Here is a 14963-nt window from a genome sequence, read left to right as displayed (position 1 = left end):
TGTCCCGCACGCGGGAGAGGGAGCGCATCTCATTCGTGGCAACAATCAGGCCGACGCCGCTTTCTGCGCCGGCCCGGCCGGCAGCCCGTCGGCATGGGGATCGCCCGGCGCCGTCGCCCAGGCGAGCTCCACCAGCGTCACGATCCTGCGTCCGCCGCCGTCGAGCTGGCAGACGATCAGCCCTTGCTCCTCCATGTAGCTGAGCAGGCGCTGCGCCCGGCGCAGCGAATGCGAGCCATAGGCGCGCGCGATCGCGGCATCGCCGGGGCAGGGCCAGCCCTCCTTGGCGGCGCGCGCGATCATCATGAATACACCCTGCATGTCGTCCGGCAGGATCGAGGCGCGCAGCGACACGTCCTGCCAGGCGTCGTCTTCAGTGAGATCCGTGCCGACGCCGGCGCGCGCATGCGTCAGCATGCGGCGGAATTCGTTGAGATCGGGCACCGCCGCCCCTAGGCCCTCGATGCGGCAGCGGACCACGAATTCCTGATAGAGCACGCCGATGGCGCGGAAGCCGGCATCGGGCTCGGCGAGCACGGCTCTCAGCGTGCGATCGACACGCTCGCGCCGCTCGCCGAGCTCTTCGGCGCTGACGGGCACCTCGATCGGCTCCGTGCGGGCTTCCGGCACGGCTGCGGCTTTCGCGGCGCGGAGCTGCTCGAGCAGATCCGGCGCCGCACGGCGCTGCGGCCGGCCGGCATCGGGCGGCGGCGCGGCCAGGATAACCGCGCGGGCGTCTTCAAGTGTGGCCTCCGGCAGCGGCATCAGCCGCGGCGTGGAATTGCGCGGGGAGGTCGCGGTCGGTCCGATGTTCAGACGCAGCGGACGGCGCGACAGCGCCGGTCCCAGCGCCATGAACTGGCCGCGCTCGAGATCGCGAAAGGCTTCCGCCTGCCGCCGCTCCATGCCGAGCAGATCGGCGGCGCGCGCCATGTCGATGTCGAGGAAGGTGCGGCCCATCAAGAAATTAGACGCTTCCGCCGCAACGTTCTTGGCGAGCTTGGCGAGGCGCTGGGTCGCGATGATGCCGGCGAGCCCGCGCTTGCGGCCGCGGCACATCAAATTGGTCATCGCGCCGAGCGAGAGTTTTCGCGCTTCATCCGAAACCTCCCCGGCAACGGCGGGAGCAAACAGCTGCGCCTCGTCCACCACCACCAGCATCGGGTACCAATGGTCGCGGTCGACATCGAACATGCCGCCGAGAAAGGCTGCGGCGCGCCGCATCTGGTTCTCGGCATCCAGCCCCTCGAGATTGAGCACGGTGGAGACGCGATGCAGCCGCGCACGTTCGCCGGCAACCTGGAGGCCGCGCTCGGTGTGGTCCTCGGCGTCGATCACGAGATGGCCGAAGCGTTCGGCCATCGTGACGAAATCGCCTTCGGGATCGATGATGGCCTGCTGCACCCAGGGCGCGCTCTGCTCCAGCAGGCGCCGCAGCAGATGCGACTTGCCGGAGCCCGAATTGCCCTGCACCAGGAGACGGGTCGCCAGCAGTTCCTCGAGGTCCATGGCCGCCGCGGCGCCTGCCGTGGTCTGCCCCATCTCGATCGCAACCGTCATGTCCCCGACTCAAGTCCCCATCATCTGCGGACAGGGGCTTATCAATCCCGCCGCGGCGCGTCGAGCGCTGCAGCGCAAATCAGGCCGCGTTGCCCACGGCGTCGTTCAGGCGTGATTCGACAGCCGCAGAAGTGCGGGCCGGTAGGGCGCCTGCGGATCGTCGTCCTCGTTCTCCGGAATCGCGCAGGAGCCGAATTCCTGCCGGATCCGCTCGATCTCGGCGATGCGCGCGTGCAGCCGCTGCAGATGCTCGGGCGACCTCGCCCGCCAGAACCGGAAGGTGTCGGCCGTGAGCGGCAGGAAGGCCGTGCCGAACAATGTCGGCTCGGGCACGACGGTGCGTCCGAGCAGCAGGAACCTCTCGGCGCCGGAGACGACAAGGGTCGCGTAGCCGCGATTTCCGATCCGCCTGATCCCGTTCAGCGACCATTCGGCGAGCTTGCTGAAATACGGCTCCTCGCGCCAGCGGTCGGGACAATCGTCATCGACCGTGACGTTGACGGCGTCCTGACTGAAATGCACCACGATGCCCGACTTCGCCGGAAACCAGTCGTCGTCGAGATGGCCCTGCAGCCAGGCGCAGACGAATGACCGGCACATCTGCGGACGGCGTTCGTAGATCGTGCATCCCGTGCCGGCCTGCCAATGCCGGCAGAGCTGGTTGACCGGCTTGTCGACCCCGGCCACTTCGAGGATGTCGCAGCAGGCATTGCACGATCCGCATTGCCGCGTGGGAGCGGCGCTCTTGGGCAGGCCGGTCGCGCGAAAGCCCTGGCCATCGCGGACCAGCAGCTTCTGTTTCTCCAGCGCGGTCAGCGCACGTTCGATCTTGAGACGGGAGAGCCCGGTGGCATCGATCACGCCCTTCATCGTCGTCGCGCCCGCCTCCACCGCGCGGACGACGCTCAGCATCGCCTGGTCCATGACATCTTCTGTTCTTGTGTGGATACCCAACGCAGGTCGTGCAAACCAATGCCGGAAAGCTGATTTGAAAAACTATGTTGCTGACGCCCATGTGCGAAGCAAGATGACGGGACGCGCGCGGCGACACGATCGCGTGATCAGGGCCGCGCGATGCCTTCGTTGCGTTGGCGCGGCACCGGGAACCGTAAGCTCTTTTGCGCGATTGAGGGGATGCGACGGGTCGGTGCTGCGCGAACCGCGTCTCCCGCGTGAAATGACACGGATCAGGCCGACCTCGGCGCGTGCGACGGACGCGGCGCGTTTACTGTGCGCCCGATCCGCCCTGCACGATCTTCTCGTTCAGCTTCTGATCGACGGTGTCGACCGTGCGGTCGATCTCGGCATTGGGCACGCCTAGCTGATGCGAGATCAGCTTCACCAGGAGATCGACGCGCTCGATGAAGGGCGCGCCGCTTGCGACCGCGCGCGCGGCCGACGACGGCTTGAGCAGGCTTTCGGCGGCCTTGGCGTATTTCGCGAACGGCACCTGGTCCTGCGGATCGGCGCCGAGGCGGCGGGCGAGGGCATCGACATGGTCGTAGATCGTCTGCGAGCGTGCGAGGTCGCCATGCACGGCGTCGCGGATCGATTGCGGCTCGTTCGGGGTGATGCAGCGGTAATTGCCGGTGAGCAGCATCGACCATTTCGCCAGAGGCACGAACAGCGAATCGAACACCTTCAGCTTCACCGGCACCTCGTGGCCGTCGAGCGTCACCCCGTCGATGTCGGCCTCCAACTCGCGCAGCAGCTTGTTGTGCTTCTCGTCGGCGAACACCGAGGCCTTGAAGTTGGTGGGCAGGCCGACGTGAAGCACGTTCGCGGCTTCCTCCGGCGGGCGGAACGCTTGCGGGTCGGGCGAGCACAGCGTCACCAGCCCCGGCTCGAACCGTTCCCACACCTGCGCATTGGTGTAGGCCTCCTCGAGGTCCATGTCGGCGAGCGCCGGAATCCGCTTCAGATAGGGCAGCGGCGGCATGTTCATGATCGACAGGCATGGCAGCTTCGCCGCCGCGATCTTGACCATCAGGACGCGCACCGTGTGGTTGGTGTATTGCGGCTCCTTCATCGCCAGCCCAACCAGATCGTAACGCGAGAGGTCGACGTTGGCCGGCGTCACGGCGTCGAGCTTGCCGGGCAGGTGGCGCGAGAAGATCGCCCGGTGCACCGCCTCGTCGCGCAGTTTGATGCGCACCTCGGTACCGTCGCGATTGATGAGCTCTGCGGTCTTGGCGCGGCAGACCAGGGTCACATTGTGCCCCGCCATCAGCAGCTTCGTGCCCAGCAGGGAGCCGTAGGAAGCCCCGAGAATCAGAATGTTACGCGCCATGTTTCGTCCCTTGGAGATGTCGTGTGATTTTTGCGCCCTGGCTTTGGTCCGAGGAGCGATTGGTCGGCATGTAAAGCGAACCGGCCGGCAATGGCAACTGGGATAATGCATACAAGATGCGGAAGGTCGGGGGCGGCGGGTCGTGCCCTGACGACCGAAATGCGACGAATCCCATCCGGCCAGGGCTCTGCAGATCCGGTTCGTTGCCCAAGTCAAATTATGTCCCGTTATGTCCCGAAATCCCGAATGCATCCGGCTCGTCGGGGAGAGGCGATCGTGCGCCCGTCGCGCGGTGCGCAAACGTGCGGGGCGGGGTGGTCGTCTCGTCGATGAAGCGGCCCGCACCGTCATTGCTGCGGTGATTGGCAGCGCGGCGGATGCGCCCATAAGACCTTCATGAAAGGTCGATACCAGTCATGCCTCTTCTGTGAGCAAATGGGAGCCAAATTTTAGTCGTCAGCCGCAACAAAAAACTGCAAACGCGAGACCGAAAAAATGGCAAAATGGCGCGGGGCCGTAACTGTAGATCAGCAACGGAGCTGAGACGTGACGATTGAGTTGGAGCCGGCGTGCAACTTGTGTTGAGACCGGCCGATGGGGGCTGCACACCGCTTGGCCAAGTGCCCCCGCCCGCACGAAGCGAAGACGAAACGAAAATCGGATGGGGTCTCGCTGCAGCAAAGCCCCGATCCTTCGCGGGGCACGGTGTCTCGTCCCTGCGCGGAGTCGAGATCGCCGCGAGACAGATCGACGAGACGGACGGCCTCAGCAGACGCAAGCGCGATGCATGCGACCAGGTACGCCTGGGATGGCATCGAGCAGGCGTGCACGGCGTTGCGCTGAGAGCGCAGCCGGCAAACCTGGCCAATCGCTGACGCGCCGTTCGGGGAAAAAAATGGAAGGTGATCATTGGCCTCACGGCGCCAGCGATGGCGCCGGTGGAAGCCTGGTACGCTTGCGAAAGCGCGCGTCTGAATTTTTTGAAAGTCTGTCTGTCGCGGAGCTTGCGCGTGAGGCGCACAGGCATCTGTGGGTCTCAGACTGGTTGAGGCTCGCGGAAGACTATCGGAGCTCCGCCGAATCCGCGCGCGCAGATGGTGCCGGCCGGATTGCGCACGAGGCGTGGATGTGCGCGCTGATGGCGTTCGAGGTCGCGCGAAGCTTGTCTTGTCCGGACGATCTCGCGAGTACCGACTTCGCCGAGAGGGTCGGTTTCAGCCTGCGAAGCTTCGCGGACGATGCGGCTCAAGCGATAGAGCGCGTCGAAACCGACGGCTACGGTCAGGGGACGTTGACCGGCTTCTTCCTGCCGGCGCTCCGTCACGGGCCTTCCGCGCCCGCGGTCATCTGCATCGCCGACGAGGACATCACCCTGGCCTCGATGATGAGCAGGCTTTTGCCCGCGTCGCTGCGCCGGAACATGTCTCTTCTGCTGATCGATCCCGGCAGTTCGCCTGCTCGTCCTCCGCTCAGACAGGAGCATATCCTCCAATGCTGGCTGGACTATCTGGAGGCGCGCCCGGATGTCGACGCGCAGCGGATCGGGATCTACGGCGAAGGCGCGGGCGCCAGCCATGCCTCGCGCCTCGTGCTTTCGGATTGCAGGGTCGCCGCCGCCGTGTGTGACGGCGGTCTTTTGCGGTCGATTACGCGCCAAGCATCGGTTGACTGGATCACAGGCGTCGAGGGCGTAGCCTCGATGTGTCCGTTGCCGTCGTCGCGCCGAATGGACTGCCCGCTTCTCATGGTGGTCGGGAGCCGCTCGATGGTGCGCGAACAGGAGGCTCTCGAACTGCAAGCCGGCTATCGCCAGGCCGGAGCCGACTGCTCGGTCGTCGTGCCGAACCTCATCCCATATCCTCAGGGCGAGGTCGAGAATTTCATCGCGGTAGACGACTTCATTTTCGAGTGGCTCGACGCCAGGCTTGGAGCTGTCCGTCGCCTCGACCCCGTAACCTATCTCTAGCACAGGATCCTCGACGGGACGCCGCGCCGTTCTCGCGACGAGCGCGGCGCAGTCATCCCGAGACAACGCTGGACGGACCTGGAAGTCGTTCTCTCTTCCCGTCGCGCTTTGGCCGCGTCGCCAAGGGCCGAGGATCATGAAACGTCGATGGCCAGCAGCCGTGCAGCGAGCCGGGCATTCTTGGCAATGGTCCCGAGCGCGGCATTCAGATCGGCGAGGGTCTTCTCGTCGAGGTCGTTGAACATGGTCGAGTTCAGGGCGAGCTTCCGCTTGGACAGTTTTTCGATGTCCGTTGTCGCCTTTTCAGTCAGCGACATCAGAACGAAGCGGGCGTCGTCGGCCGCCGGCCGTCGCGACAGGAAGCCACCCTTCTCGAGACTCTTGGTCTGGTTGGTTACGAAGGCGGGGTGGATCCGCAGCTTGTTCGCAATGTCGATTCCGGCGACGCCTCGTCCCTCGTCCAGCTCGGTGATAGCCATCAGGATCAGCCATTGCGGCTCGGTAATACCGAGCAGTCCAGCCCAGCTGCTGTGGATGTCCTCGAGCTGCGAGTGGATTTCAACGATATTCCAGATGAAGTCCGTAATCGCCCGGTCGAGCTTCTTCTCGATCATGTGGCTTCCCCCGTTGGCCATTTTTGTTTTGGCTCTGATCAGCCTTTTACCGGGATATTGGCAGGCCGTCTCGCACAGATCGCTTCATTTGGAAAAACGTGTCGTCATTTAATGCTTGCAGAAAGCAATTGATTAAGTTACGCCTCTACCTACTCAGAATTTGCTGCTCTTGACCCAATGTCAATGACCAGCGATGTGAGACCTCCAAGAAAGCCCTCGGGATGCCCCCTGAGGGCTTTTTCTTTGGTTTCAATCGGTTGGCTTGCGGCATTTGTCTCCTGTTGCGCGCAGGCAACAGCCTTTTCCGAAGTTGCGCTTCAGCAAATCAATGAATTGAGGCCATTGTTTTTATAAACTATATGTGAATCCACGACGGAGGGGGGCACCTCGCTGTCGTTGCAGTCCGGAACGTCAGTGCCGACCTGAATTGAACGGAAATTGAGAGGGTCAAGCGGCCTCCATCGAGGAGCCGAGCCCCCTGAACCGACCTGGAGGTTTATCTAATGAAGTTGACGAAGACGCTCTTTCTCGGCTCGGCAGCCGGCCTGATGGCCGTCTCCGGTGCGTTCGCAGCCGATCTTCCCGTGAAGGCCAAGGCGGTCGAATACGTGAAGATCTGCTCGCTCTACGGCGCCGGCTTCTACTACATCCCGGGCACCGACACCTGCATCAAGCTCGGTGGTTACCTGCGCGCCGACGCAAACCTGAACACTAACTCGGACTTCAATCCGAACCAGGGCGGTACTGCGGGTGCTCGCAACCGCCTGATGAACTACTACACCTTCCGCGCTCGTGAAGACCTGAACATCGACACGCGCACCGCGACCGAGTACGGCGTGGTCCGCACCTTCTTCGACGGCGTGTTCACCTGGACGACCGGCAACTATACGCCCACCGGTTCGGCAACGGGTGGGACCCAGTACAGCGGTACGCTCGGTCTCAACGCTGCGGGCACCGGCCTCGTCGGTTCGAACGGCTCTGGCGCGGTGAACGGCACCGACGGCAACACCGGGGGTGGTGGGCTCGGCGTGTACTACGCCTTCATCCAGTTCGCCGGCTTCACGATGGGTAAGGCCGTGTCGCAGTTCGACGCGCCCTGGACCAACTATCCCGGCAACATCACCGACAACCTCGTCGGCGGCAGCGGCACCGTGACCGGCGTCACCCAGTTCACCTACACGGCCGATTTCGGCCAGGGCGTGACGGCCTCGTTCTCGGCTGAGGATGCGACCCAGTACTATCAGGCCGGCAACCTCAACATGACCGGCGCGTCCGTCGCTGGCATCGCCGGTGGCTCGTACGGCACCAACGCTCTCGGCGGCTCGCGTTCGCCGAACCTCGTCGGTCAGGTCCGTGTCGACCAGGCCTGGGGCCTGTTCCAGGCGTCGGTCGCTGCGCATGACAACCACGTCGGCTACTACGGCGCGACCGAAGTCACCGGCCACCCCGACGACAAGTGGGGCTGGGCGGTTCAGCTCGCTCTGTCGATCAAGAACATCCCGACCGGCGCGGGTGACACGATCAACATCCAGGGCGTCTACACCGACGGTGCGACCCGCTACAACTTCCAGAACCTGTCGGGCAGCAGCTACGCGCTGTACGGCAGCTCGGGTCTTGCTGGTGCTTATGGCAGCGTCGGCTTCGCCAACGCTCCGGACACGGTGTACGTGACCGGCAGCTCGCAGGAAACCGTCAAGACCTGGGGCTTCCGTGGCGCCTACACGCACAACTGGGATCCCTACTGGAACACCGCGATCTACGGTGCCTACGCTCAGGCCCAGTTCGGCACGCTGGCCAAGACCACGATCTGCGGCGCCGGTGGTGCTGGCGGCGTGTTCGGCGGCCTGGCTGGCGTCACCTCGTGCAACCCGGACTTCGCGATCGGTCAGCTCGGTCTCGTCACCCGCTGGACCCCGGTCAAGAACCTGACGTTCTCGGCTGACGTGTCCTGGACCCACCTCGACCAGAAGTACGACGGTACGGTGACCTTCTCTCCGAACGTCGTGACTGCCAAGCCGACCGCGACCTACCAGCTGAAGGATCAGGACTCGATCGCCATGATCCTCCGCGCTCAGCGCAACTGGTAAAATCTGTCGAAAGATCCAGGAGAGCACCCGGCGGGAAACCGCCGGGTGTTTTTTGTTGTGTGAGGCCGATGATTTGAGGCTGGGGCAGCGAAGCCCCGTAGCCCGGATGAAGCGCAGTATCATCCGGGAAAGTCGTCTCGCCGAACGGCCGTCCCGGAGTTCGCTTCCGCTCCATCCGGGCTACGGCACCGGGCCTGTGTTGCCCGCTGTCAATCTGCTGCGTCAAAAACATTCCGCTTTACCGCCGCCGCTGGGTCCGTAACGCCATCTACATGCCCTGTGTTGGCGCAGCCCACGCTCAACAATCCCGTCCTGAAGGCCTACTATCAGCGCCTGATTGCCAAGGGAAAAGAGCCGAAGGTTGCCATCATCGCCTGCATGCGCAAGCTGATCAGCATCCTCAACACCATGATCGCACGACGCCAAAAATGGGATCCTGGCCGCTACGCGCTGAGCTGAGCGAGCGTGCCCACCGCGCTCGGTCCTCGACCGAGCGCTTGCAAAGCCAAAAGACCGGTGAGCGGACGGGGGCAAGGCCGTCAGCCGCCGCAGGCGGGGGCGCGCCAGCGCCAGCCTTGAGGCCGGCCGGTCACCGGGCTACTTCCAGCACAGTTGCTCTTGGATCGAGAGGGCGGAACGATCAAGCAAAGCTCGGGTGAAATCAGCCGCGAGGATGCGAAGGCATGTCTGCGATTCGAAACGCGAGCCGAACGAGCGACGCTGCTGCCGCATGCTCCGTCATTGCGAGCGTAGCGAAGCAATCCAGAATCCCGCCGCGGACAGACTCCGGCCTTGCTTCGCTGCGCTCGCAACGACGATGATCAAGCGAGTCGCCCGCAAATTGCCCGCCTGACGCTGCACTTTACAAGGGCGGCCCGAGCGGCCGCCCTTCCTGACCGAGGCGCGGTCACTTCACCAGCGCGCCATAGACGATGTCCTGGACCTGCTCGCGATAATATTTCCGGAGCTCGCCAGGCGCCGCCGTGCCCACGACGACGACGAGACGCTCCTTCGGATCGCAGAAGAACTGCGTCCCGTAGGCGCCATTCCAGGTGAACTCGCCGGGATTGCCGGGCACCGACGACAGGCCCTCGCTGGTGCGGACCGCGACCGAGAGGCCGAAGCCGAATCCACCGCGATGCGGCTCGACATTCGCCACGTTGTTCTTGATCTCGGGGCCGAGATGATTGCTCGTCATGTGATGGACGGTCTTCGGACCGAGGATGCGCTGTCCCTCGAGCTCGCCGCCGTTGAGCAGCATCTGCCCGAAGCGGACGTAATCGCCGATGGTCGCGAACGAGCAGGCGCCGCCGCAATCAAACTTCGTCGGCGTGTCGAGCAGCTTGATGGCCTGCGGCTTGCCGGTCAGCGGATCGTTGGCGAACGGGCGGGCGAGACGAGGGCGTTGCGCGTCGGTCGGGTAGAAGGTCGCGTCCTTCATGCCGAGCGGCTGCCAGACGTTGGTGGCGAGATAGTCGCCGAGCTTCTGCTCGCTCACCTTCTCGACGACGGCGCCGAGCACGTCGATCGAAAAGCCGTATTCGAACTCGGTCGAGGGTTGATGCGCCAGCGGCAGTTTCGTCATGCGGTCGATGAAGGCCTGGGTGTCGCCCTCGATCGCCGGCGCGACGCCGTCAGGATATTGCCGCGCCACCGGGCTCGATGAGTCCGGCCGGCCGCCATACATCAATCCGGACGTGTGCCGGTAGAGATCGTGGATGAAGATCGGCGAGGCCTGCGGCTCGAGCTTGAGCGAGCCGTCGCTCTGGGGCACGCCGACCTTCATGTCGGCAAAGCCGGGATAGTAATCGGACAGCTTGGCCTGGAGCGGTAGCTGCCCCTTCTCCATCAGTGTCAGGGCGGCGACCGCTGCCATCGGCTTGGTCATCGAAGCGAGTGCGAAGATCGCATCGACCGGCATCGGCGTGCCTTTGTCGGGATCGAGCATGCCGTAGGCCTTGTAGTGCACGAGCTTGCCGTCCCGCGCGATCGCGACCACCGCGCCGGGGACGCGCTTGGCGGCGATCTCGCGCGCGAAGAAGCTGTCGAGCCGCGCAAGACCCTGCTTCGAGAAACCGGCGTCATCGGGATTGGCTTCGGGCAGCGGTGCGGCGTGCGCGGCACCGAGCGTGATCGCGGCAGCCGCCGCCGCGATCATGGTGATCGTCTTGTTCATTTGATCCTCCCAGGCGAGCGCGTTATGCGAATGGCTCGCTCAAGCCCTAGATCACGACCGCGCTGGAGCGAAGTCAAGCGCGGGCAGGGCATGTCAGGGAGGCGCCGGGCGTAGCGGAACCTATCGGCCTTCGCCTGCGCGCCACAGCGCATCCAGGGCCTGGCGATAGCTCGGATAAGCCAGCGTGACGCCGAGTTCGTGCTTCAATTTCGCATTGGAGACGCGGGCGCTGCTGGCATAGAAGCTGCGCGCCATCGGCGACATCTCGGCAATCTCGAACGACTCTTCCGGCGGCGGCGCAACGCCCATGAGCTGCGCGGCATAGGCGATCACGTCCTGCGGCGGCGCGGGCTCGTCGTCGCAGACGTTGAAGGTGCCGCCGCGCCCGTGCTGGATGGCGGCCATGATCGTGCTCGCGATGTCGTCGACATGGATGCGGTTGAAGACCTGCCCCGGCTTGATGATCCGCCGCGCCGTGCCGGTTCGCAGCGTCACCAGCGCGTTGCGGCCGGGACCGTAGATGCCGGCAAGCCGCAGGATCACGACATGGCCGGACCCGCCATTGGTCCAGGCCTGCTCGGCCGCGAGCCGCAGGCGCGTGCGCTCGAAGGCGGCCTGGGGCGGCGTGCTCTCGTCCACCCAGCTGCCTGCGTGATCGCCATACACGCCGATGGTCGAGAGATAGATGATCTTGCGGTGGCGCTCCGCCAGCACGTCTGCGAAGGCCGCCAGCGCGGGATCGCCGCCACTGCCGGGCGGGATCGATACCAGGAGGACATCGGCGTCGCTGATCCGTTCGAGCGTCGCGTCAGCTGGACGGCTGCCGGAAAAGGCGTGCACCTCGATATCCGGCAGGTCGTTTCGCGCTCCCGGATCGCGCACGGTGCCGGCGACGTGCGCGAAGGCCCCGCCGAACTTGCGGACGAAATGCCGGGCACTGTAGCCGAGGCCGAGGATGAAGAGCCGCATGCGTCTCCCGTGCAGGTCCGGAGTTCCCGTCGCGCCAGATGCGCGCCAGTCGCTCATAAGAGATTTCTGAGTCCGGCAAAAGATATTGCGATTTGTCCCGGCCTCCAGTGCAGGCGATGGTCAGACGTCATCGTCAAGGGAGGCGTCGATCATGCCGGCAGATGCGGTCGCTCTGGCGCCCACGGCTCTGATCCGGCGCGCGGCCGCGCTGATCTTCGATGTCGACGGCACGCTGGCCGAGACGCGGGTCGTGCTGGACGATCTGTCCGGGCTTGGATGCCGCCAACAAGAAAGTCGGAAAACAACCCCATGCACAGTAGATCACGCTTGCGTGTTCGCCCCGTTCAGTGGACGCGGCGGCTCGTTCTATCGTCCTCAGCCTGCTCGACAATCTGGGCGATCGGGCTCGACTGGTGATGCACCAGGCGCCAGCCGTCGCCGACGCGTCGGAAATGGTTCGCAGCCGCCAAGGCAGTGCCGTCGACGATCTCGATGCAGAGCACGCGGGCGCTGTCGCCGTCGATGATGGCCTGCGGTTCGGCGCAGGCGATCTGCGGCCGCTGCGGGTTTCGCAGGATGTCGCGCCAGCTTCCGATCACCGTGGCACGGCCGATGATGGCCGGCCAGCCGGGATGGATGCAGGAAATGCCGTCGTCGTCCGCCCACATCCGCTCCATGCCGGCGACGTCACCGGTGGAGAAGGCGGCATAGAAGGCCGCGTTCGCGGCGATGACCTTGCTGTCCTTTGCCATGCCTCTCGGGTGCGGCAATGACAGGTAAAAATCAAGCGCGACTTGCGTTTGATTTTGCACTCGATTTTGACCGCAGTGCAGCATTGAGGAGGCCGCTGCCTGCTTTGTGATCAGGCGGAAAGGAGTGTCTCCACCGCCCGCCGCGCGCCATCCTGATAGAGACGGCCGAGCGCGGCTGTGACGGCCTCACGCAGGCGCGGCTCGTTACCCAAGGGTCCGAACACCTTCTTGACTCCGAGCAGGGCCGGCGCGAGCCGTTCGGCCACGGGACCAGCATCGCGCGCGAGGCCCGCGAACTCGGCGGCGAGGGGATCACGCACGTCGATGGCGCGGCCGTGCTCGTCGGTTGCGGTGACGTAGCGCATCCAGCCGGCGACCGCGAGCGCGTGGGTTGCGATCGGCAGGCCCCTCGCGAGACGATCGTGCATCGCGCCGAGCAGGCGCTGCGGCAGCTTTTGCGAGCCGTCCATCGCGATCTGCCAGGTTCGATGGTACAGCGCCGGGTTGGCGAAGCGCTTGAGCAGCGAGGCGCGATAGGCGGCGAGGTCCGTTCCTGCTGGCATCGTCAGCGTCACCGCGGCCTCCTCCATCACGCGCGCGGCGAGGCGCGCGAAGTGCGGATCCCGCATCGTGTCGGCGATAGTCTCGTAGCCGCCGAGATAGCCGAGATAGGCCAGCGCCGAATGGCTGGCGTTGAGCAGCCGCAGCTTCATCAGCTCGAACGGCTTGACGTCGGTGACGAGTTCGACCCCGGCAGCGGCGAGGTCGGGCCGGCCCGCGGTGAAGCGATCCTCGACCACCCATTGCGTGAACGGCTCGGTCATCACGGGCCAGGCGTCGCGCATGCCGAGCGCGGATGACACCGCATCGCGGTCGGCATCCGTTGTCTCCGGCACGATGCGGTCGACCATGGTCGAAGGGAAGGCGGCGTTGTCCGCGATCCACTTGCCGAGATCCTTGGAGCGAAGCGCGGCGAACTGCGCTACGATCCGCTGCACGGTGTGGCCGTTGGCGGCGAGGTTGTCGCAGCACAGCACTGTGAAAGGCGCTAGGCCCTGTGCGCGCCGGCGCGCCAGCGCAGCCACGATGAAGCCGGGTGCCGAGCGCGGCGCGTCAAAATTGTTGAGGTCGTGCACGACATCGGGATGCCGCTCGTCGAGATCGCCGGTCTGCGGCGTGTGGCAATAGCCCTTCTCGGTGACCGTGAGCGAGACGATGCGGATGGCGGGATCGGCCATCCGCTCGACCAGCGCAGCCGGCTTCTCGCGCGCGACGACGCTGTCGAGCAGGGCGCCGACGACGCGGTGCTCGGTGCCTTCGGCGGCGCGTACGGCAGCCGTATAGAGATGATCCTGCGGGGCGAGGGCGTCGCGCGTATCCGGGCTGCGCAGGCTGGCGCCGACGATACCCCAGGACATGCTGCCGCCAGCAATGCAATCGTCGATGAGGATGGCCTGATGCGCGCGGTGAAAGGCGCCGAGGCCGAGATGCACGACACCCGGCGTAACGCGCGAGCGGTCATAGGCCGGGCGGCGGATGGCCGGCGGCAAGCGGTCGAGATTGGCGCTGCCAAGGCGCATGGACGTCTCCCTTTGCTTTGCCGCTGCTTGACATGGTGCCAGTCCTCGGTCAATGCTCCGGTCAATTGGTAAGACCAATTTTCCAAAATTGGCGGGCAGCGGGTTACGACGACCTCGCGCGACCCTTCCGGGAGGACCAGCGTGCCGCTGGAAGCTGTGGAGGCGAGACGGCTTTATCGCCAGGTCGCCGATCAATTGCGAAGCCTGATCGACAGCGGCGAGTACGCGGTCGGCAGCCGCCTGCCGACCGAGCGCGAGCTCGCCGAGCAGCTCAAGGTATCGCGGCCGACGGTGCGCGAAGCGCTGATCGCGCTCGAGGTCGAAGGCCGCGTCCGCATCCGCGTCGGGTCCGGCATCTATGTGATCGAAGCTGCGGACGCCGCGCCCGCGCCGGCTGCCGCCGTCATCGAGGGTCCGTTCGAGCTGCTGCGCGCCCGCGAATTCCTGGAAAGTGCCATCGCCGAACAGGCCGCGCGCGTCGCGACGAAGGACGATGTCGCCCGCATCGATGCGTCGCTTGTCGCGATGGAGAATGTCGAGCATCCCGGCGAGGCCTCGATGGTCCACGACCGCGCGTTCCACGTCGCGATCGCCGGAAGCCTCGGCAATGCCGTGCTGGTGCGCGTGGTCGGTGAGCTGTACGACCAGCGTCTCAATCCCTATTTCGCGCACCTCGCGCATTATTTCGAGAGCCCCGGCACGTGGCGCACCGCGCTCGACGAGCATCGCGCCGTGCGCGATGCGATTGCGGCACACAATCCCGACGCCGCCCGCGAGGCCATGCGAAAGCATCTGGTGCGCTCGCAGGAGCGCTTTGCGCAGAACTTTGGCGCCGAGACCGCGGCCGGATCGCCGGCCCGCAGTCGGACGGCGCCGGCAAAGCCAGAGCGGCCACCGAAGAAGCAGGCCAAGGAACGCGCCAAAAGCGGCAGCGGGCGACGGCGATGAAATTGGGCGGCCCGCATCCGC

At 65.3% G+C, this 14963-nt stretch carries 12 protein-coding genes; 4 read left to right on the top strand and 8 right to left on the bottom strand.

Annotated elements, in window-relative coordinates; all coding sequences use genetic code 11:
- Positions 1-45 precede the first annotated feature (45 nt).
- The 3 genes from ACNJYB_RS30390 to ACNJYB_RS30380 all read right to left on the bottom strand — a co-directional run bounded on the left by ACNJYB_RS30390 (position 46) and on the right by ACNJYB_RS30380 (position 3850).
- On the bottom strand, positions 46-1560 hold the full coding sequence (locus ACNJYB_RS30390; RefSeq protein ID WP_439370230.1) for a helicase HerA domain-containing protein: 1515 nt from the start codon (positions 1558-1560) through the stop codon (positions 46-48).
- 105 nt (positions 1561-1665) lie between these two features.
- A complete protein-coding gene (locus tag ACNJYB_RS30385) occupies positions 1666-2484 on the bottom strand; it encodes a YkgJ family cysteine cluster protein (RefSeq protein WP_439370229.1) in 819 nt (272 codons plus the stop codon).
- 301 nt (positions 2485-2785) lie between these two features.
- On the bottom strand, positions 2786-3850 hold the full coding sequence (locus tag ACNJYB_RS30380) for a ketopantoate reductase family protein (protein WP_439370228.1): 1065 nt from the start codon (positions 3848-3850) through the stop codon (positions 2786-2788).
- An 895-nt stretch (positions 3851-4745) separates the two neighbouring features.
- Between ACNJYB_RS30380 and ACNJYB_RS30375 the strand changes: the two genes are divergently transcribed.
- Positions 4746-5816, top strand: a complete 1071-nt coding sequence (locus ACNJYB_RS30375; protein ID WP_439370227.1) for an alpha/beta hydrolase — start codon at positions 4746-4748, stop codon at positions 5814-5816.
- Positions 5817-5950: 134 nt separating this feature from the next.
- Here ACNJYB_RS30375 and ACNJYB_RS30370 read toward each other — a convergent pair whose 3' ends face one another.
- Positions 5951-6430, bottom strand: coding sequence for a MarR family winged helix-turn-helix transcriptional regulator (locus ACNJYB_RS30370; protein WP_439370226.1), 480 nt, complete (start codon positions 6428-6430; stop codon positions 5951-5953).
- Positions 6431-6933: 503 nt separating this feature from the next.
- Here ACNJYB_RS30370 and ACNJYB_RS30365 point away from each other — a divergent pair.
- Both ACNJYB_RS30365 and ACNJYB_RS30360 read left to right on the top strand, forming a co-directional pair.
- The gene (locus ACNJYB_RS30365; RefSeq protein ID WP_439370225.1) at positions 6934-8517 is read left to right on the top strand and encodes a porin; all 1584 of its coding nucleotides are present in this window, start codon (positions 6934-6936) and stop codon (positions 8515-8517) included.
- A 282-nt stretch (positions 8518-8799) separates the two neighbouring features.
- Entirely contained in the window at positions 8800-8976 is a 177-nt protein-coding gene (locus ACNJYB_RS30360; protein WP_439370224.1) for a hypothetical protein, read from the top strand.
- A gap of 448 nt (positions 8977-9424) precedes the next feature.
- Here the strand turns inward: ACNJYB_RS30360 and ACNJYB_RS30355 are convergent, their stop codons facing one another.
- The 4 genes from ACNJYB_RS30355 to ACNJYB_RS30340 all read right to left on the bottom strand — a co-directional run bounded on the left by ACNJYB_RS30355 (position 9425) and on the right by ACNJYB_RS30340 (position 13994).
- The gene (locus tag ACNJYB_RS30355; protein ID WP_439370223.1) at positions 9425-10693 is read right to left on the bottom strand and encodes a serine hydrolase domain-containing protein; all 1269 of its coding nucleotides are present in this window, start codon (positions 10691-10693) and stop codon (positions 9425-9427) included.
- A 120-nt stretch (positions 10694-10813) separates the two neighbouring features.
- Complete coding sequence (locus tag ACNJYB_RS30350; RefSeq protein ID WP_439370222.1) at positions 10814-11662, bottom strand: SDR family oxidoreductase; 849 nt, start codon at positions 11660-11662, stop codon at positions 10814-10816.
- Positions 11663-12006: 344 nt separating this feature from the next.
- Positions 12007-12414 carry a nuclear transport factor 2 family protein gene (locus tag ACNJYB_RS30345; RefSeq protein ID WP_439370221.1) on the bottom strand — a complete coding sequence of 136 codons (408 nt, stop codon included), beginning with the start codon at positions 12412-12414 and terminating at the stop codon, positions 12007-12009.
- 110 nt (positions 12415-12524) lie between these two features.
- Positions 12525-13994 (bottom strand): mannitol dehydrogenase family protein, encoded by a 1470-nt coding sequence (locus ACNJYB_RS30340; protein ID WP_439370220.1) that lies wholly within the window; start codon positions 13992-13994, stop codon positions 12525-12527.
- Positions 13995-14135: 141 nt separating this feature from the next.
- Here ACNJYB_RS30340 and ACNJYB_RS30335 point away from each other — a divergent pair, with 141 nt between their 5' ends.
- The gene (locus ACNJYB_RS30335) at positions 14136-14942 is read left to right on the top strand and encodes a FadR/GntR family transcriptional regulator (RefSeq protein WP_439370219.1); all 807 of its coding nucleotides are present in this window, start codon (positions 14136-14138) and stop codon (positions 14940-14942) included.
- Positions 14943-14963 lie beyond the last annotated feature (21 nt).

The organism is Bradyrhizobium sp. SMVTL-02, assembly GCF_051853005.1.
In the GTDB taxonomy this organism is placed as follows: Bacteria; Pseudomonadota; Alphaproteobacteria; order Rhizobiales; family Xanthobacteraceae; genus Bradyrhizobium.
Note: the sequence above shows the minus strand (reverse complement) of the source record. Positions and strands in the feature narration are given on the sequence as shown.